This is a genomic window from Rhizobium sp. BK251, assembly GCF_004345245.1.
Taxonomy (GTDB): Bacteria; Pseudomonadota; Alphaproteobacteria; order Rhizobiales; family Rhizobiaceae; genus Rhizobium.
In genome coordinates this window covers 458,404-476,820 of the sequence record NZ_SLUQ01000003.1, presented here as the reverse complement: position 1 = coordinate 476,820, position 18,417 = coordinate 458,404, and the positions used below count along the sequence as shown (strand labels likewise).

General features: G+C 60.8%; 20 protein-coding genes. 5 read left to right on the top strand and 15 right to left on the bottom strand.

Translation table 11 applies throughout. The features are described from left to right. Nucleotides 1-166: 166 nt before the first annotated feature. The 12 genes from EV286_RS09300 to EV286_RS09250 form a co-directional block, all read right to left on the bottom strand. Nucleotides 167-478 carry an RcnB family protein gene (locus EV286_RS09300; protein WP_132956734.1) on the bottom strand — a complete coding sequence of 104 codons (312 nt, stop codon included), beginning with the start codon at nucleotides 476-478 and terminating at the stop codon, nucleotides 167-169. A gap of 137 nt (nucleotides 479-615) precedes the next feature. After that, nucleotides 616-909 carry a GNAT family protein gene (locus tag EV286_RS32855; RefSeq protein ID WP_348633530.1) on the bottom strand — a complete coding sequence of 98 codons (294 nt, stop codon included), beginning with the start codon at nucleotides 907-909 and terminating at the stop codon, nucleotides 616-618. After that, nucleotides 807-1,115, bottom strand: a complete 309-nt coding sequence (locus EV286_RS32850) for a hypothetical protein (RefSeq protein ID WP_348633535.1) — start codon at nucleotides 1,113-1,115, stop codon at nucleotides 807-809. The genes EV286_RS32855 and EV286_RS32850 overlap by 103 nt, the downstream gene beginning before the upstream one ends. 15 nt (nucleotides 1,116-1,130) lie before the next feature. After that, the gene (locus EV286_RS09290) at nucleotides 1,131-2,744 is read right to left on the bottom strand and encodes a glycoside hydrolase family 43 protein (protein WP_132956733.1); all 1,614 of its coding nucleotides are present in this window, start codon (nucleotides 2,742-2,744) and stop codon (nucleotides 1,131-1,133) included. 98 nt (nucleotides 2,745-2,842) lie between these two features. Beyond that, on the bottom strand, nucleotides 2,843-3,874 hold the full coding sequence (mgrA, locus tag EV286_RS09285) for an L-glyceraldehyde 3-phosphate reductase (RefSeq protein WP_132956732.1): 1,032 nt from the start codon (nucleotides 3,872-3,874) through the stop codon (nucleotides 2,843-2,845). A 67-nt stretch (nucleotides 3,875-3,941) separates the two neighbouring features. Next, nucleotides 3,942-5,075 carry a Gfo/Idh/MocA family oxidoreductase gene (locus tag EV286_RS09280; protein ID WP_132956731.1) on the bottom strand — a complete coding sequence of 378 codons (1,134 nt, stop codon included), beginning with the start codon at nucleotides 5,073-5,075 and terminating at the stop codon, nucleotides 3,942-3,944. 12 nt (nucleotides 5,076-5,087) lie between these two features. Beyond that, complete coding sequence (locus EV286_RS09275; RefSeq protein ID WP_132956898.1) at nucleotides 5,088-5,849, bottom strand: sugar phosphate isomerase/epimerase; 762 nt, start codon at nucleotides 5,847-5,849, stop codon at nucleotides 5,088-5,090. Nucleotides 5,850-5,889: 40 nt separating this feature from the next. Beyond that, nucleotides 5,890-8,355 carry a glycoside hydrolase family 2 protein gene (locus EV286_RS09270; protein ID WP_132956730.1) on the bottom strand — a complete coding sequence of 822 codons (2,466 nt, stop codon included), beginning with the start codon at nucleotides 8,353-8,355 and terminating at the stop codon, nucleotides 5,890-5,892. Between the two features lie 139 nt (nucleotides 8,356-8,494). After that, nucleotides 8,495-9,580, bottom strand: coding sequence for an ABC transporter ATP-binding protein (locus EV286_RS09265; protein WP_132956729.1), 1,086 nt, complete (start codon nucleotides 9,578-9,580; stop codon nucleotides 8,495-8,497). A 3-nt stretch (nucleotides 9,581-9,583) separates the two neighbouring features. After that, nucleotides 9,584-10,528: a carbohydrate ABC transporter permease gene (locus EV286_RS09260; protein ID WP_132956897.1), complete on the bottom strand. Its 945-nt coding sequence runs from the start codon at nucleotides 10,526-10,528 to the stop codon at nucleotides 9,584-9,586. 7 nt (nucleotides 10,529-10,535) lie between these two features. After that, nucleotides 10,536-11,441, bottom strand: coding sequence for a sugar ABC transporter permease (locus EV286_RS09255; protein WP_132956728.1), 906 nt, complete (start codon nucleotides 11,439-11,441; stop codon nucleotides 10,536-10,538). A 175-nt stretch (nucleotides 11,442-11,616) separates the two neighbouring features. After that, nucleotides 11,617-12,852, bottom strand: coding sequence for an ABC transporter substrate-binding protein (locus tag EV286_RS09250; protein WP_132956727.1), 1,236 nt, complete (start codon nucleotides 12,850-12,852; stop codon nucleotides 11,617-11,619). Between EV286_RS09250 and EV286_RS09245 the strand changes: the two genes are divergently transcribed. After that, a complete protein-coding gene (locus EV286_RS09245; protein ID WP_132956726.1) occupies nucleotides 12,851-13,144 on the top strand; it encodes a hypothetical protein in 294 nt (97 codons plus the stop codon). The two genes, EV286_RS09250 and EV286_RS09245, sit on opposite strands and share 2 nt — an antisense overlap. A gap of 160 nt (nucleotides 13,145-13,304) precedes the next feature. Continuing rightward, nucleotides 13,305-14,351 carry a LacI family transcriptional regulator gene (locus tag EV286_RS09240; protein ID WP_132956725.1) on the top strand — a complete coding sequence of 349 codons (1,047 nt, stop codon included), beginning with the start codon at nucleotides 13,305-13,307 and terminating at the stop codon, nucleotides 14,349-14,351. 68 nt (nucleotides 14,352-14,419) lie between these two features. Here the strand turns inward: EV286_RS09240 and gndA are convergent, their stop codons facing one another. Together gndA and EV286_RS32465 are read right to left on the bottom strand one after the other, a co-directional pair. After that, on the bottom strand, nucleotides 14,420-15,871 hold the full coding sequence (gndA, locus tag EV286_RS09235; RefSeq protein ID WP_207909771.1) for an NADP-dependent phosphogluconate dehydrogenase: 1,452 nt from the start codon (nucleotides 15,869-15,871) through the stop codon (nucleotides 14,420-14,422). A gap of 290 nt (nucleotides 15,872-16,161) precedes the next feature. Next, nucleotides 16,162-16,629 (bottom strand): hypothetical protein, encoded by a 468-nt coding sequence (locus EV286_RS32465; protein ID WP_245500668.1) that lies wholly within the window; start codon nucleotides 16,627-16,629, stop codon nucleotides 16,162-16,164. Here EV286_RS32465 and EV286_RS32460 point away from each other — a divergent pair. The 3 genes from EV286_RS32460 to EV286_RS09220 are packed head-to-tail and all read left to right on the top strand — an operon-like array spanning nucleotide 16,516 to nucleotide 17,663. Further along, nucleotides 16,516-16,938, top strand: coding sequence for a helix-turn-helix domain-containing protein (locus EV286_RS32460; RefSeq protein ID WP_348633534.1), 423 nt, complete (start codon nucleotides 16,516-16,518; stop codon nucleotides 16,936-16,938). The genes EV286_RS32465 and EV286_RS32460 overlap by 114 nt on opposite strands. Next, the gene (locus EV286_RS09225; RefSeq protein ID WP_132956722.1) at nucleotides 16,898-17,296 is read left to right on the top strand and encodes an SRPBCC family protein; all 399 of its coding nucleotides are present in this window, start codon (nucleotides 16,898-16,900) and stop codon (nucleotides 17,294-17,296) included. Before EV286_RS32460 ends, EV286_RS09225 begins: the two co-directional genes overlap by 41 nt. Before the next feature lie 13 nt (nucleotides 17,297-17,309). Then, nucleotides 17,310-17,663 carry a VOC family protein gene (locus EV286_RS09220; protein WP_132956721.1) on the top strand — a complete coding sequence of 118 codons (354 nt, stop codon included), beginning with the start codon at nucleotides 17,310-17,312 and terminating at the stop codon, nucleotides 17,661-17,663. A 4-nt stretch (nucleotides 17,664-17,667) separates the two neighbouring features. Here the strand turns inward: EV286_RS09220 and EV286_RS09215 are convergent, their stop codons facing one another. After that, nucleotides 17,668-18,390 carry a PAS domain-containing protein gene (locus tag EV286_RS09215; RefSeq protein WP_132956720.1) on the bottom strand — a complete coding sequence of 241 codons (723 nt, stop codon included), beginning with the start codon at nucleotides 18,388-18,390 and terminating at the stop codon, nucleotides 17,668-17,670. Nucleotides 18,391-18,417 lie beyond the last annotated feature (27 nt).

The following is an 18,417-nucleotide window of genomic DNA, read 5'->3' as shown; positions in this document are numbered from 1 at the left end:
TCGTCGTTGCCGCGCTTCGACTAAGAGGCGGATGACCAGGCTCGTTTGCGCGGCCAATCGGAGCGATATCTCGGGTCGACGGCAAGTGCGTTCGGCGGAATGCGCCATGGAGAGATTGAAACACGAAGGGAAAGAAGAAGGGCGGCCTCCGGGCCGCCCTCTTGCATTACCGGTTGGCGGCAATGAAGCTCGAAATGATGCCGCTGGTAATGCCTACCAGTAGGTAGTCGTTGTCGACGCGCACCCAGCGGTAGCCATGCGGCGGAGAGCGCAAGTGGTAGCGACGGTAGTCGTGAACGTCGGCCATGCGGCGGCGCTCGGCAGGGCTCAGACGATAGCCCTTCGACCAATGATGCCGCGTGACGACGACCTTCTTCTCAACGACGACCGGGTGATGCGGTGCAGCACTCGCCTGCGAGACCACGACCGGCGACAGCAGGAAGGAAGCGGAGAGAAGAGCGGCAAATATCTTTTTCATTGGGGTTCCTCGTGTTGACCACACGAGCAAACTAGGGCCGAAAAGATGAACCGAAACTGAAGGCAAGATTAAAGTTTCGTAATGAAGATAAGCACTTATGCCTATTATCTAATGTAGAGACATTAAAGAATCTTCGCCTAGCGGTAGATTAACGCCATGTCGACGGCATCCAGATAGCGGCCGTCGATGAAGACTGCATCGCGGGCGACGCCCTCGCGAACGAAGCCCACTCGTTCATAGAGCCGGATCGCCCGTTCGTTGTCCGAGTGGACACTGAGTTCTACGCGAATGACGCCCTTCTCCCGCGCACCCTCAAGAGTCCTGACGATCAGACGATGCCCAAGACCCTGTCGCGATGTGCCGCTGCGATACCCATTCCCAGAGTGCCACGATGCGAGTGCGTCGGCTGGAAATGCCGGCGGATATCGCACCAGCCGACCACCTCACCGTTCTTCAACGCGACGAACTGCGAATGCTTGTTCTTGATCATGTCGAGGACGAACTTGGTGGTGTCCTCGAGCGACGGGGCTTCGAGAAATGTCAGATATCGCCGTTCGCGTGCCACGGTGTCGAGAGCCCGGTGGTAGCTGTCAATATGCTGCACGCCGATCGGCTCGATGACGATATCCGATGACATCTATGAGCCCCCCGCTCAAAGCTCGTCGTAATTGAACCAGTCGAAGTCCGCGGTCTTTGCCCTGCCGGACGTATCGAAGGCGAAGACCCCCGCGAACGCGCCGGTGAAGGAGCCGTGCTCGCCGCGCCCTCCTTCATCGGAGACGACACCGGCGTCGAGCACCGGGCCGATCGGCTGCCAGGCGCCCTTGCCCTCGGTCTGCCAGAAGAACTGCAGGTCGTTGTCGCGTATCTCCATCGAAAGCTGGACGCGCCCCTCGGAGGAGATCGTGACACCGCTTTCCGCGGGGAAGCTCAAGCGGCCGTTCGGATAGTCGCCGTTGCAGGAGAGAATGGTGACGACACGGCCGAGCTTTTCATGCAGCGTCACGGCAGCGGCGTGGAACTTGTGGCGATTGTAGTAATGGGTCAGGCCGGCGACCTGCTGATAGGTATCCGGCTGGAACTCCACGACGGTCTCGGCCCTGAAGCTGTGATGCTCCTGTCGGCGCGCGACGAGCGCCTGTTCGAACCAGGAACCGATGCTCTCGCGGCCTATCAGGCGAAGATAGCCGGGGCGGTCGGTAAGATTGAAGATACGCTCCGGCTTCGGTGTGCGCAGCCATTGGAAGTCGTCGGGCAGCTTGCCTCCGTCGAAGCTGTATTCACTGCGTCGCGGCTTTGCTGTGGGCACGGCGCTGAAAAGGCCGGGCACTTCGACATCGGGAACGGTCGTGCCGTTTTCGAGATAGAGCCAGCCGTCCTCCCGCCAGACGCATTTCTGCAGCGCGGTCTCGCGCCCGAGCGTGCAGCGGCGCTTTGGTGGCAACGGCCGGCCGCAGAGATGGGTGTGGTAGAATTGGCCGTCCGGCGTTACGACATACTGCCCGTGTCCCGCCCTCTGCAGCGCCGCCTCGGGGTGATCTTTCGAAGTGATCAGATGCCGGTTCGGATGCAGCTCGTAGGGGCCGTCGATATTGCGCGAGCGCGCCATGGTGACGGCGTGGTCGTAGCCCGTGCCGCCTTCTGCAGTCGTCAGGTAATAATATCCGTTCCGCTTGAAGAGATGCGGCCCTTCGACGAGGCCGAGCGGGCTGCCGGCAAAGATGTTCTTGAGCGGTCCCTTCAGCGATTTCGTTACCGGATCCCACTCCTGCAGCAGGATGCCGTCGAAGGCCGGCGACTTCGGCGAGCCCCCGAAGCTCTCGGTGCGATGGTTCCACTGCATGTTGACGAACCACTTGCGGCCATCGTCGTCATGGAAGAGCGACGGATCGAAGCCTGAGGAATTGACGTAGACAGGCTCGGACCACTCGCCGTCGATCGTTGGCGAGGTGACGATGTAGTTATGCGCGTCCTTGAAGTTACCGTCGAAGCGCTTGACGTCGGTATAGACAAGCCAGAACTGCCCATCCGCGTAGGAAAGGCATGGCGCCCAGACGCCGCAACTATCGGGATTCCCACGCATGTCGAGCTGCGATTGGCGTTCGAGCGGACGGCGCACGAGCTTCCAGTTCACCAGGTCGCGCGAATGATGGATTTGCACGCCCGGATACCATTCGAAGGTGGACGTCGCGATATAGTAGTCGTCGCCGACGCGGCAGATGGACGGATCGGGATTGAAACCGGGAAGAATCGGGTTGCGGATCATGATAGCCACCTCCTCCAAAGGGCATGTGCGGCCTGCCGCACGTACATCAAATCATACCAGAAAAAACGCCCGGAAGTTTCCTCCCGGGCGTTTCGAACTCATTCGCGCTCTGCAGACTTTGCCCAGAGGTTGATGTCGGCTTCGCGAGCGTAGCCGTCGATTTCCTTGAGCTCTTCCGCCGTGAAATCGAGATTGTCGAGCGCCTTCACGCAATCGACGATCTGCGACGAACGGCTTGCGCCGATCAGAGCCGAGGTAACGCGACCACCTCGGAGAACCCAGGCGATTGCCATCTGTGCCAGCGTCTGGCCGCGGCGCTCGGCAATCTCGTTGAGCTTGCGGATATTGTCGATGATCGACGGGCGGATGAAGTCCTTCTTGAGGAAGTGGTTCTGCGCCGCGCGGCTGTCAGCGGGAATGCCGCCGAGATATTTCGTCGTCAGCATGCCCTGGGCGAGCGGCGAGAATACGATCGAGCCCATGCCGACCTCATCGAGCGCATCGAGGAGCTTGTCGTCCTCGACCCAGCGGTTCAGCATCGAATAGCTGGGCTGATGGATGAGGCATGGCGTACCGAGATCCTTGAGAATATTGGCCGCTTCGCGGGTGCGCTGCGAGTTGTAGGAGGAGATGCCGACATAAAGCGCCCTGCCCGAGCGAACGATATGGTCGAGCGCACCGCAGGTCTCCTCGAGCGGCGTATCGGGGTCGAAGCGATGTGAATAGAAGATATCGACGTAGTCGAGGCCCATGCGCTTCAGGCTCTGGTCGCATGAGGCGATCAGATACTTGCGGCTGCCCCACTCGCCATAGGGACCCGGCCACATGTCGTAGCCGGCCTTGGACGAGATAATCAGTTCATCGCGCAGACCCGCAAAATCCGTCTTGAGGATCTCGCCGAAAGCCGTCTCGGCGCTGCCGGGAGGCGGTCCGTAGTTGTTGGCAAGGTCGAAATGGGTGATGCCGAGATCGAACGCCGTACGACACATGTCGATCTTTCGGTCATGCGGCGTGTCGCCGCCGAAATTGTGCCACAGGCCGAGGGAGACGGCCGGGAGCTGCAGGCCGGAACGGCCCGTGCGATTGTACTTCATCTTCGAATAGCGGTCTTCAGCCGGTAGCCAGCCCATGATCCATAATCCCTTCATGCAAAAAGCGCGGGCTCGAGGCCCGCGCGGACAATAGACATTCGTACGTCTACTTCAAGAGCGCCTGGGCCTCTTCAATGCCGAGCGCCGCCGGCTGGGTACACGTCGTCGTGAGTTCGATGAAGCGACCCTCCTGGCCCGCCTTCAGGATCGACGTCATGACGTCAACGCCGTGCAGAGTGCGGTCGAGCGAGCATCGCGCGTCCCGTCCATCGATGAGCGCGGCGACCATGTCGGCGAGGCCGGCGGTGCGGTAGTTCGCACGCGGACCCTGAGGGCTCTCCTGGTTGAAGATGCCGAAGGGATGGTCCCAGGCCGCGAGCGGCTGGATGTTCTTGTCGCGGCCGCTTGCTTCAACGACGCCACCGAAGAAGTTCGGATCCGGAACGTAGAGCGATCCCTCGGTGCCGTAGAGTTCCATGTTGGCGTGGCGATGCGACCAGACATCCCAGCTTGCCGTCAGCGTCACCGTCGCGCCACTGACGAATTCCAGAAGCGCCTGGATGGTCGTCGGTGTCTTGACGGGGATAGTCTCGCCGCTGCGGGGCTGGCTGCTGATTGTGCGGGTTTCTGATGCCATGGAGGTCATGGCGCCGACGCGCTTCACCGGCCCGATCAGGTTGATGAGGTTGGCGATATAGTACGGGCCCATGTCGAGGATCGGACCGCCACCCGGCAGGAAGAAGAAGTCCGGGTTCGGATGCCACATCTCCATGCCGGGGCCCATGACGTAGCAGGCGCCGGAGGTGATGCGGCCGATGCCGCCCTCGTCCACATATTTACGGGCAAGCTGGTGCGCGCCGCCGAGGAAGGTATCAGGCGCGCAGCCGACCGAGAGCTTCTTGTCCTTGGCGATGCGCCGCAGCTCTTCGCCCTGTTCCAGGGTCAGCACGAGCGGCTTTTCGGAATAGACGTGCTTCCCGGCCTCGAGGATCGCCTTCGAGACGGGATAGTGCGCGTCCGGGATCGTCAGGTTGACGACGACGTCGATCTCGTCATTGGCGAGCAGTTCCTCGATCGTCTGCGCGACGACACCGTACTCCTCCGCGCGGGCCTTGGCGGCCTGCAGGTTGATATCGGCGCAGGCGAGTACCTTGAGGCCCTTGAAGAGCGGTGAGAGTGAAAAATAGGTGGTGGAAATATTGCCGCATCCAATGATGCCGACACCAAGTTCCTTAGTCATTCTATGCCTCTATCAGTATTTCTTGAAGGATGCGATGGAGCGCGTGATGTTCCGGTCGACGTCGTTCGGGTTGTCGTGCTCGACCACGAAGTGCTTGGCCTTCGTGCCGCGCAGGACCTTCATCAGACCTGGCCAATCGAGCGTCCCGTGGCCGACATCGGCCCAACCGCCTTCGTCCGTCGCCTGGCCGGCCGGCGCGATGTCCTTCACATGAACGGCCGTAATGCGGTTTCCGAGCTTTTCGATCCAGGCGAAGGGATCGCCGCCGCCGCGAACGACCCAGGCAATGTCCGCTTCCCAAGAAATGTCCGGCGCGCCTTCGAAGATACGCTCGATCGGCAGCGAACCGTCGGCGAGCTTCACGAATTCGAAGTCGTGGTTGTGCCAGCCGAACTCATAGCCGGCGTCCTTGTAGGGCTTGCTCATTTCGGCGAGCCGCTTGCCGAAGGCGAGCCAGCCGGCGCCGTCGGTGGGGCGCTCGTCCGCCGCAAGGTGCGGCGCATAGATGGAATCCATCCCGAGCGTCTTGGCGATAGCCAGCGACTTCTTGGCTTCCTTCTCCAGGAAGTCGGGGCTGAAATGGCCGGTCGCCATCGTCAGGCCGTTCTTGTCGAGGTCGGCACGCAGGCTCTTCAGGCTGCCATCGTCGAGGTCCGCATAGATACCGCCGAAGCCTTCGACTTCCGCATAGCCGGCCTTGCCGAGCTTCTCGAAGATCGCCGAATAAGGCTGGAAGTTGCGGGCGCTGTAGAGCTGGTAGCTGAGTTTCGTCATCATTTCCTCCTCGGGCCTCGTGCCCATTCTCATTTCGAATTCAGTCCACCGACTGGCAGGACTGCAGGTCGTAGAAGCGGAATTCCGGCAGCTTGCCGCCGGGAAGCGGGCTCGCCGGGGTGAAGGTGATGCGGCGGCTTTCGCCGGCGGCGAGATCGAAGGCGTTGTCGGAATATTTCCCGTCGGTGTCGGTCTCGATCATCACGAAGAGGGCGAGCCCCCTGGCGGTGATATTGATGTCGATGGCGCCGTTCTCCTCGACAAATTCGTGGGTGACCGCGAGTCCGGCTGGCTCGAGCTCAAGCGCCTTGTAGGTACCGTGGACATAGTGCCCCTCCCCGCCCATGCCGTTCGAGGCGGTGAAGCGCCAGGCGAGAAGCGTGCCTGCGGGGATATCGGAGACGTCGATCTCGGTCGCGGTGACGGCGGCATCCGGAGTGCACATGGCCATGATGTCCTTGAGATGCCGGCGCTCGCCCTTCATCGTCAGCACAGAGATCGAGATGTCGACGCTGACCTCCGCCGTCGTATCGTTGACCAGAGAGAAACGGATCGTCTTGCCGTCCTCCGACGGAATGGCGGCGACAGCGACCGGCTGGAAGAAGCGCTTGACCAGGTAGTGCATCGCCTTCCAGCGTCCGCCATAGTCGAGGCTCGACCAGGAGGCGACGGGCCATGTGTCGTTGAGCTGCCAGTAGATGGTGCCCATGCAATGCGGCTTCAGCGAGCGCCAGTATTCGACCGCCGTCTTGATGGCGAGACCCTGCTGGATCTGGCTGAGATAGACGAAGTTCGGAAAATCCTTCGGAAAGCGGAAATAGCGGAACATTGTGCCGGCGATGCGCTCGTTGCCGCCGGCATTCTTCTGGTGAAGCTCCATCACCGGCGAAGCGACGTTCATGTCCTTTTGATCCGCATAGGTCTTGATGACGGGAAGCGACGTATAGGACTGGAAGCCGAATTCGGAGCAGAAGCGCGGACGCACGGAGCGGTAATTGTCGAAGGACTTGTTCTCGTGCCAGACCGACCAGTAGTGCATGTCGCCGGAGCCGTCGGCGTGCCAGGCATCGCCGAAATCGAGATAACCGGAGGCCGGGCTCGAGGGCCACCAGATGGCATCGGGCGCCGCCTTCTTCATCGCCTGCTCGATCGTCCGATTCAGGCGATCGTAGGAGACGAGATAGCGGTCGCGATCCTTCTTCGACTCGTCGAACCATGTCAGCGCCCCGACAAGCTCGTTGTCGCCGCACCAGAGCGCGATCGACGGATGCGAGGACAGGCGCTTGACCTGATAGTCGACCTCGATCGCGACGTTGTCGAGGAAGTCCTCCGTCGAGGGATAGAGGTTGCAGGCGAACATGAAGTCCTGCCAGACCATGAGGCCGAGCCGGTCGCAGAGATCGTAGAAATAGTCCTGCTCGTAGAAGCCGCCGCCCCAGACGCGGATCATGTTCATGTTTGCGGCCTTGGCGGACTGCAGCAGGTCCTCGGTCTTCTCCGGGGACGAGAGCGAGAACAGGGCGTCGGCCGGAATCCAGTTCGCACCGCGGCAGAAGATCTCCCGACCGTTCACCTTGAAGGCGAAGCGGCTGCCGGCCTCGTCCTTGTCGGTGATGAGTTCGACGGTACGAAGGCCGATCTGCCTGGTGACCGAATCGGACGGCAGATCGACGGTCAGCGCATAAAGCGCCTGCTCGCCGCTGCCGGCCGGCCACCAAAGGCGAGGCTTGGCGATCTCGAAGACATGGTTGACGATCGTCTCGCCGGCATTGACGCCGACATCGAGCCGAACACGTTCGCCGTCGAGCGCAAAGTGAACCGGCACGATGCCCGGATCCTTGGAAAACAGTGTTGCGCTGACCTGCAGATCGACGGAACCGTCGACATTGTGAACCTGGCGCGTGGTGACGTGTTCGATGCGCGCCGTCTCGAGCTTGCGCAGCGCAATCGAGCCGTAAAGGCCGAGCGGCGCGATCGCGATGTTCCAGTCCCAGCCGAAATGGCACTGCGGCTTGCGCAGCATGTTGCCGTTGGCGATCGGCGAATTGCCGGGATGGTATGGAATGTAGAACGGTTGCTTGCCCTGGCGGACTTCACCGGCCGAGATGCTGGAATGCAGGACGATCCTGATCGTGTTCTCGCCCGACTTCAGCGCCTTCGAGACGTCCGGTCGATACCGCCGGAAGCAATTGTCGGCCTCCAGGACCTTTGTGCCATTCACGTAGACTGTCGCAACGGTGTCGAGATAGTCGATATCGAGGTAGAAGTTGCCCGCTATATCGATAAGGCTGAAGCTACGCTCAACCACCCAGTCGCGCTTCGCCACCCACTGGACCACCTCTTCGTTGCGCCCGAAATAAGGATCCGGGATGAGGCCTTCGGCATGGAGGGCGGAGTGGACGTCGCCCGGTATGGGCATGCTGGTCGTTACCTCTCCATCGGCGGAGGTAAGCCGCCAGGAACCGGCAAGATCGACATTGAAGGCGTTTCTGAGCGAGGACGTCATGACAATGATCCAGTAAAAGGGCGGACGACGCTTGTCCGTGCGGAAGAGGGAAATTTCCGCGCATCGTCCCGTTCAGTGGCGGCACGGCCACACAAGGCAGGCAAGCGAGCCGCTCCTGCGGCCCGCCCGTTCGGCGTTACTAGAGCCTCAGCTCCGACTTGGCGTCGAAGAGCGAGGCAAGCCCCATGTCGAAGCTGAGCTTCAGCGGCGTTCCCGGCTTGAAGCGGCGCGACCCGTTGATGCGAACCGACATCGTATGGCCCGCATGCTTCAGCCACAGCAGGTTGTCGGCGCCCATCGGCTCCTCGATATCGACGGTAGCATCGTGGACTTCAGCGCCGAGGTTCTCATTGACCTTCACATGCTCCGGACGGACGCCGAGGACGACCTGGCGGCCGGGCTTCAGCGGCTCGAGAGCCGAATAGCCGTCCAGCGAAAAGGTTACGCCGTTCGTCGCGAATGCCGGCTTGCCGTCCTTCTCGACCAGTTCGCCATGCAGGAAGTTCATCGACGGAGAGCCGATGAAGCCTGCGACGAAAAGGTTGCGCGGCTGGTTGTAGATCGTCGTCGGATCGTCGAGCTGCTGGATGATGCCGCTCTTCATGATGGCGATGCGATCGGCAAGCGTCAGCGCCTCGATCTGGTCGTGGGTGACGTAGATCATGGTGTTATTCAGCGATTGGTGCAGGCGCTTGATCTCGACGCGCAGTTCCGAGCGCAGCTTTGCATCGAGGTTGGAAAGCGGCTCGTCGAAGAGAAACACGTCGACATCGCGTACCAGTGCACGCCCGATCGCCACGCGCTGCCGCTGACCGCCCGAGAGGGCCGCCGGCTTGCGCTTCAGCAGCGACTGGATCTGCAGGATTTCAGAGGCACGCGCGATGCGCTTGTCGATCTCCGGCTGCGGCACTCCCGCCACCTTGAGGCCGAAGGACAGGTTCTTTTCGACCGACATCTGCGGATAGAGTGCGTAGGACTGGAACACCATGCCGATGCCGCGGTCCTTGGGTTCTTCCCAGGTGACGTTCTTGCCCTTGATGAATATCTGTCCGGCCGACACGTCCAGCAGGCCGGCAATGCAGTTCAGCAGCGTGGACTTGCCGCAGCCGGACGAGCCGAGCAAGACGAGGAATTCGCCGTCGTTGATCTCCAGGTTCAGGTTTTCGAGAACCGCGACCGAACCGAAATTCAGCGAGAGGTCTTTGATGGAAACACTTGAGGTCATGTATCAGCCTTTCACTGCGCCGGCGGCGATGCCGCGCACGAAGAGACGTCCGGAGATGAAGTAGACGATCAGCGGCACGAGACCCGTCAGGATCGTCGCGGCCATGTTGACGTTGTATTCCTTCACGCCCTGGACGGAATTGACGATGTTGTTGAGCTGCACGGTCATAGGATAGGTGTCGGGCCGGGTGAAGACGACGCCGAACAGGAAGTCGTTCCAGATGCCGGTCACCTGCAGGATCATCGCCACCACGAAGATCGGCAACGACATCGGCAGCATGATCTGCAGGAAGATCTGCCAGAACCCTGCTCCGTCGACGCGTGCCGCCTTAAACAATTCTTCCGGCAGCGACACGAAGTAGTTGCGGAAAAGCAGCGTCAGGATCGGCATGCCGAAGATCGAATGCACAATGACGAGACCGGTTAGCGTGCCATAGACGCCGATTTCGCGCAGCACGATGACGATCGGATAAATCATCACCTGATAGGGAATGAAGGCGCCGACGATGAGGATTGCGAAGAAGAGTTCCGATCCCTTGAAGCGCCAGTTTGCCAGCGCATAACCATTCACCGAGGCAATCGCGATCGAGATGATCACCGATGGCACGGTGATACGCACCGAATTCCAGAAGCCGCGCGACAGGCCATCGCAGTTGAGACCCGTGCAGGCCTCCGCCCAGGCCTTCACCCAGGGCTCGAAGGTGATTTCCATCGGCGGCGCGAAGATGTTGCCGAGGCGGATTTCCGGCATGCCCTTCAGCGAGGTCACGACCATAACGTAGAGGGGCAGCAGATAGTACAGCGCCGCGACGGTGAGCGCGCCGTAGAGGATGATGTTGCGCGACGACAGCATCGCGCGCGGCTTCGGGCCGCTCGGACCTTCCGCAAGTTTCGACGACACGGCGCCGATGCCGGCGGCGGTGGTGTTGGGGATTTCGATATTAGCCACGTTTGCGTTAGCCACGTTTGCGCCCTCCTCCGAATTCCAGATAGGCCCAGGGCACGATGATGATCGCGACCGTGATGAGCATCATGGTCGAAGCGGCAAAGCCCTGCCCCAGGTTCTGCGCCTGAAACATGTAGTCGTAGACGTATTTTGCTGGCACTTCCGATGAGATGCCAGGACCGCCCGACGTCTGGGCGACAACGAGATCGTAGACCTTGACAATGCCCGAAGCGATGATGACGAGCGTGGTAATGAAGACCGGCCGCATCATGGGAATGACAATAAAGAGATAGGTTTTCCACATCGGGATGCCGTCGACGCGCGCAGCCTTCCAGATGTCTTCATCGATACCGCGCAGGCCGGCAAGCATCAGGCACATGACGAGACCGGTGCCCTGCCACAGCGCAGCAATGAGGATGCCGTAGATGACGATGCTGGGCGTATAGAGCGGATTGAAGGTAAAGCTTGTCCAACCCAGCGAGCGGACGACCGCCTGGACACCGAACTCGGGGTTCAGGATCCACTGCCAGACAAGGCCCGTCACGATGAAGGACAGGGCGAAAGGATAAAGGAATATAGTACGGAACGTATTCTCGAAGCGGATCTTCTGATCCATCAGCGCCGCAAGCAGGAAGCCGATGACCAAGCTGAAGATCAGTGAAAGAATGCCGTAGACGGCAAGGTTCTCGATTGCCGTTATCCAGCGCGGTGCGGCCCAGAGGCGCTCGTATTGATCAAGGCCGACGAAGCTCAACCGCGGAAGGAGCTTCGAATTGGTGAAGGAGTAAAAGACAGTCCAGAGAGTGCCGCCGAGAAAGATCAACAGGGCTGTCAGGATCATCGGAATGGACGCAATCTTGGCATTCAGATTGCGTAGTAACTTGTTTGGCCGGCCTGCTTGCGCTTGACCCGTCATGAACACTTCTCCCTAAATCGCCATTGCGTCCCGTGACAAAACGGTAAGGCGTCTCTCGCCATCTCCAGTCCGAAAACCGCCAGGTCTGTCGGAGACACGCTGCCGGCTGCACGATCACCCGGAAGGGATCCGGCTCCCTCGGGAAGCCGGATCGCAAAGGCAGCAAATGCGCCGATCAGTCAGCTGAAGAGATGATCTCGGCAAACCGCTTCTGGGCGTCTTCTGGTGTCATCGATGCATTCGAGAAGAATTCAGAGAAGAGGTCTTCCTTCTGCTTCTGGCTGTCGGCCGAAAGCAGCTGGTCGGTCCAGTCGACGACGTTGCCCTTGGCAAGGATGTCGAGACCCTTCTTCATGCAGTCGTTGGCGGCGGCAAGATCGACATCGCCACGCACCGGCAGCGAACCCTTCTTCAGGTTGAAGGCAACCTGGGTCGTAGGATCGAGCAGCGTCTTTGCCAGAACCGCCTGCGCCTTGGACTTTTCCTCGTCCTTCAGCAGCGGGAAATAGAAGGCGTCGCCGCCTGTCGCGATCATGTCGGTAACACCAAGACCGGGAAGGCAGGTGTAATCCGTACCAGCCTTCAGCCCGGCAACCTGGAATTCGCCCTGCGCCCAGTCACCCATGATCTGGCCGCCGGCCTTGCCGTTGATGACCATGCTGGTGGCCTCGTTCCAATTCTGGACGTTGGTGCCCTTCGACATCCTGCGGGCATCGTCGGCAGCCTTGAAGACCTTGGCGATCTCGGGGCCTGCCGCGACTTCTGCGTCCTTGTCCTTGTAGACCTTGTAGAACGTATCCTTGCCGCCAAGCGCCAACAGCAGAACGTCGAATGCACCGGAGGACTGCCATGCCTGCCCGCCAACGGCGAGCGGAACGATACCGACCTTTTCCAGAGCCGGAGCGGCAGCGACAAACTCGTCCCAGTTCTTCGGAACCGCGACGCCGGCCTGCTTGAAGGCGGCGTTCGAGAGCCAGAGCCACTGCCAGGAGTGGATGTTCACGGGAGCACAATAAATCTTGCCGTCGATGGTGCAAGAGTCGAGCAGGTTCGACGGCCGGATGATGTCCTTCCAATGCTCAGCGGTGGCGACGTCGGTAAGATCGCGCATCAGACCCGCCTGAACGAGTTCCTCTGCCTGACGGCCATGGTTGAATTGGGTGGCGCCCATCGGATCGCCACCGGTGATGCGGCTGATCATGATCGGACGGGCTGTACTACCGGCGCCGGCGATGGCGCCGTCGACCCAGTGATTGCCGGTCGCATCGAATGCCTTTGCGAGCTCAGCGACGGCCGCGGCTTCGCCGCCGGATGTCCACCAATGGGTGACTTCGAGATCGGTCGCATTGGCCGCGCCGAGCGGAAGTGCCACGGACGCAGCAAGCGCTGCCGCGATAAAACGAAACTTCATGAGTTTTCCTCCCTCACTGAAACGTTGCCGGAAAAACTTAGAGCAATCGATTTTGGCACGCAACAGTCCCTCCGCAAATTTTTCCCTGGCGCTTCCTCATTTTCTACCTGAAGCATGTATTTTCGGCAGTGGTCAGAATTGCCTGCCTGCAATTTCAGCAGGTCATGCGTCAGCCGGTTTCAGGCTTAATACATTGAAAAATAAAGTCATAATCGATAATATTCACAAGCCGGAGAGTGCTGTCTTCTCGCAATCGCAAAAAACTCCGGCAACTTTCTCGACAACAATCTAAAGATGCGTCGCTTTGAAATCTAACTGAAAAAGTGCTCGACATTTGAACTGTATCGTTACAGATTATTGCGTTCAGGGGGAGCAAAACTCGGCGCAGCCGCGGCTTGCAGCTACCAAAAAAGCCAATATAAGCGGGTGAATCGCGAAGGACGGCGCAAGGGATGGACAACAAGGAAAATCGAGGCAGCGGCCTTTCGCCCTCGCCGATACGGGAGAGGCCGACGCTCAAGACGATCGCCTTCATGACGGGGCTCGGCGTCACCACTGTTTCGCGTGCGCTCAAGGATGCGCCGGATATTGGTGCTGAGACAAAAGAGCGGGTACGCATGGTCGCAAGCCAGCTCGGCTACCAACCGAACCGTGCCGGCGTGCGCCTGAGAACCGGGAAGACCAACGTCATCGCGCTCGTGTTGAGCATCGACGAAGAGATCATGGGCTTCAGCAGCCAGATGGTGTTCGGAATTTCCGAGGTGCTGACCGGCACGCCGTACCATATCGTCGTCACGCCGCATTCGCACAGCAAGGACCCCATGCTGCCGGTGCGTTATATCCTCGAGACAGGCTCGGCGGACGGCGTCATAATCTCCCGCATCGAGCCGGACGATCCGCGTGTGCGCCTTCTTACCGAAAGCAACATGCCTTTTGCCACGCACGGGCGGACGGATGCCGGCCTCACGCACCCTTTCCACGATTTCAACAACGAAGCCTTTGCCCATCAGGCCGTGGGAAAGCTCGTGGTCGAGAGGAATCGTCGGCGGATCGCGCTGTTGCAGCCGCCGAGCAAGCTCACCTACTACGCGCATACGCGCATCGGTTTCCAGACCGGTCTGCACGACTATGGCGCCGAGGAAGTGCCGCTGCGCGTCAACATCGACACTCCGCTCGAAGAGATCCGCAACGCGGTGGAGTTGATGATGCGCTCGCCGGGCGCCCCTGACGGTATCGTCTGCTCGGCCGGCAGTGCGGCGATTGCCGTCAACGCCGGTATCGAGGCTGCCGGCAAGAGGCTTGGTCGCGACCTCGACATGGTCTCGAAGGAATCTGCGCCAATCCTGAACTGGATCAGGCCGGAGATCATCACCGCCTACGAGGACGTGCGCCACGCCGGCCGCGAGATGGCCAAGGCCGTCATCGCCCGTATCGATGGTATCGATCCGCAGCTGCTTCAGAGCATCAGCCAGCCGATCTGGCCAGAAGGTCGCAGGTAGACCGATAGCCGGAGTCAAAAAAGCCCGGGCTAGACCCGGGCTTTTCTCTTTGATTGCTTCCGCAAACGTCAGAAGGTCGAAGCGCCGCTGCCCCAAGGGCCGTGGTGGAACTCCTTGCCGTCGATGCGGTCGAAGCCATGGGCGCCGAAGAAGTCGCGCTGGGCCTGGATGAGGTTTGCAGTACCCCTGCCCTGGCGATAGGCGTCGAAATAGGTCAGCGCCGAAGCGAGAGCCGGCACCGGGAGCCCTGCCGCAAGGGCAGCCGCAACGACGCGCCGGAGCGACGGGATCGATTCCTTGACCATCTCGGAGAAGGCCGGCGTGACGACGAGGTTGGCCGCATCGGGCGCCTTCGTGAATGCAGACGTGATCTCGTCCAGGAACTGGGAGCGAATGATGCAGCCGGCACGCCAGATCTTCGCGATCGTCGGCATGGGGAGCGACCAATTGTACTCCTTCGATGCCTCCGCCATCACTGCGAAGCCCTGCGCATAGGCGCCGATCTTGGCGGCGAAGAGCGCGAGCTCCAGGTCCTTGTCGAGTTCCGGGCCGTAGGCGAGCGAGAAATCGTATCTCGGCGTGCCGAAGATCTTCTCGGCAGCCTCGCGCTGCGACTTCATGGCCGAAAGGCTGCGCGCGGCAACGGCGGCCTCGATGGCGGTCGCCGGCACGCCCATGTTCTGCGCCTCGATGACGGACCACTTGCCGGTGCCCTTCTGGCCCGCCTTGTCGAGGATCATGTCGACCATCGGCCCGCCCGCTACCGGATCGGTTGCGGCGAGAACCTTCTCGGAGATTTCGATGAGATAGGAGTTCAGGCGGCCCTTGTTCCACTGCCCGAAGATGCCGCTGATGTCCTTGGCGCTCTTGCCTAGACCGTCCCGCAGGATGCCATAGATCTCGGCGATCATCTGCATGTCGGCATATTCGATGCCGTTGTGGATCGTCTTGACGAAGTGGCCGGCGCCGTCATTGCCGAGCCAGGCGACGCAGGGATCGCCCTTGTACTTGGCGGCGATTGAGGTCAGCACCTTCTCGACGCGCTTCCAGGAGTCTTCCGTGCCGCCGACCATGATCGAGGGGCCATGGCGCGCACCTTCCTCACCACCGGAAACGCCCATGCCGATGAAGGTCAGGCCGGTATCCTTGAGACGGTCGAACCGGGCGACGGTATCGCGGAAGTTCGCGTTGCCAGCGTCGATCATGATGTCGCCCTTGGAAAGGTGCGGACGCAGCGCTTCCATCTGCTGGTCGACGGCCTCGCCGGCCTTGATCATGATGATGATCGGCCGCGGCGGGCGGATCGCCTCGACGAATTCCTCTATCGTCTTGCAGGGAATGATCTGCTTCTTGAGATCACCAGCGCTTTCGTAGAATTCATCCGTTTTCTCAGGAGTACGGTTGAAAACCGCGATTCTGTTGCCTTTTTCTGCTATATTGAGCGCAAGGTTGGAGCCCATGACAGCAAGGCCGATCAATCCGATTTCTGCCTTTTCCACGACAAACCTCCGATGAGTCATTATCGACGGTGTTGTGGCACTGTATCATTCAAACGGCAAGCCTGCGCAGGGCCGAAATTGGCTTGACTCGGCGCTCGGGCCGCAATTTCGCGGCGCTCTCGTGGCGAATTAAAGCTGCAATCCGGCGCAAGCTGCCGAAGCAATTCAGTGACCACGAGACGGGAGCCGCCCCCATGCCAGCAGGATTGAAAGACGAAGGACGGCTCCTCGCGCCGCTCGCCGGGCGATATATCGAGTCGGCCCCCTCGGGCCTTCTGCAGCCACACATCCGATGCGCCTGGATCCACCAGCTACCGGATGAGATCGAGGGAGGAATCACCGTCGTTCCGGACTGCTGCAGCGATCTCATCTGGACCGGCGGGGAGCTTTGCATCGTCGGACCCGACAGGACAGCCGCTTTTCCGGATATCCCGGCCGGCAGCCGCCTGCTCGGTGTGCGGTTCGCGCCAGGCCGGGCCGGGCAATGGCTCAGGCTGCCCCTTTCCGACATCGTCGGTCGGACGGTGGCGCTCGGGGATATCGCGCCAGGCCTTGCGGCCGAGTTCGAGGACCGGATAGCCGAAGCCGGCAGCGACGATGAACGGATCGACTTGATGCTTCGTGCAGTCGACCGCGCCGGGACAGAGAAGCCAGCGGCCGCGGCTATGCAGTTCGTCCTTCGTCGCCTGGACAATGCCGTTGGCCGGCGCAGGAGCATGATCGACGACCTCACGGCCGAACTTGGCATAAGTGAGCGCAGTCTTCGCAGACGTTGTCATGAGGTTTTCGGCTATGGTGCAAGGACATTGGATCGTATCCTGCGCTTCCAGCGTTTCCTGCAGCAGGTTCGTGCCACGACGCCCTGTTCCCTCGCCTGGCTGGCCGCTGAAGCGGGCTATGCGGACCAGGCGCACATGACCCGGGAGGTCCGTGATATGTCGGGCCTGACGCCTGCCGCGGTCGTGCGCCAGTTCAAGGGCCCGCTGGCCGTTTCGTTCAATACCGGCGCTGTGCGGACGCCTTATCTTCCGCGCATGGAGGTCGAGCATGTCCACGATGACGGCAAGGATCGTTCATCTATCTGTTAGCCGCGACTGGCAGAGCGTCTATGACTTCGCAGGCGAGCCGGAAAACATGCCGCTCTGGGCATCGGGGCTTGCCTCCGGTCTCGAGCGGGACGGCGACAGTTGGATCGCGCGCGGGGTGCTCGGCACGGTGCGGGTGAGCTTCGTTCCGCGCAACGAATTCGGCGTGATAGACCATACCGTGACCATCGAATCGGGCCTCAGGGTTTACAACGCGCTGCGCGTCGTCCCGAATGGCGACGGCTGCGAGGTCATGTTCACGCTGTTCAGGATGCCTGGGATGAGTGACGAGCAGTTCAGCGCTGATGCCGACCATGTGCTCAAGGACCTCACCACATTGAAGACGTTGATGGAACGCTAGGGAGGATTCCGCGATGACGGGCGAAGGCAATGACAGCAAGATCGACTACATCGAGTTCAACGTCTCCGACATCGCCGCTGCAAAGGCCTTCTATGGCGCGGCGTTTCGATGGAGCTTCAAGGATTACGGACCCGAATATTGCGAGTTTGCCGACGGGCGACTGACCGGCGGCTTTACCACGCTCGGCCCGGTGACGCCGGGCGGTCCGCTCATTGTTCTCTACGCCGAGGATCTTGAGGCGACGGCCGCCCGCGTGGAGGCATCGGGCGGCAAGGTGGTCCGCCCGATCTACAGCTTCCCCGGGGGACGCCGTTTCCATTTCGCGGACAAGGACGGCTACGAACTCGCCGTCTGGTCTGCCCGCTAGCGGATCACGCCGCGAGCACGCCGAGCCGCACGCCGATGTCCTGCAGGACGATCAGCACGCCGATGATTTCGTTCTCGTTCGTACGCAGCGGCGTCATCCGGCAGCGCGCCGTCTTGCTCCTGCCGTCCGGAAGGTCGAGATCGTAGGTATAGTCCAGCTGCTCGCCCGCGAGGCATGCGTCCAGCTTTGCCTTGGCGCGTCGTTCGAACCGCTCTTCCCCAACGAACTCGACGACATGCCGGCCGATGAGCTCCACGGGCTTGCAGTTGAGATAGGTCGCATTGGCGGGGTTCGAATAGAGGTAGCGGTAATCCCTGGTGATCACCGCAACACGATCCGGGAGGCTGTCCAGGATGACGGCATTCAGGATGCTCGTGACGTCTGTCGATGTAGGCTTTTCCGACGCGGCCGATTGGGACAAGACGTCCTGGAACACCGTGTCCATGGCCCCTCCCTCGACGCCGAAATAGCGGTCAAGCAGGATCGACAGCGCCGCCGAATGGCGCAAGACGCAGGATCGATCATCCGCCTCGTGCCGTATCAGATGGCTGACGAACTGAAGCTGGGTATAGATCTCGACGATATTGCCCGCCTTGTGCGAAAGGATCTCGGCGATAAGCCGCTCCAGATCGCGATCCTTGGCACGCACCTGAGCGTCATCCCCGCTTTTGATCGCCCGTTGGAGATCCAAGCATTGCAGCGAAAACGCCTGAAAGAGTGACAGCAAGATGTCCTCCTAATAAATATTCTTCTT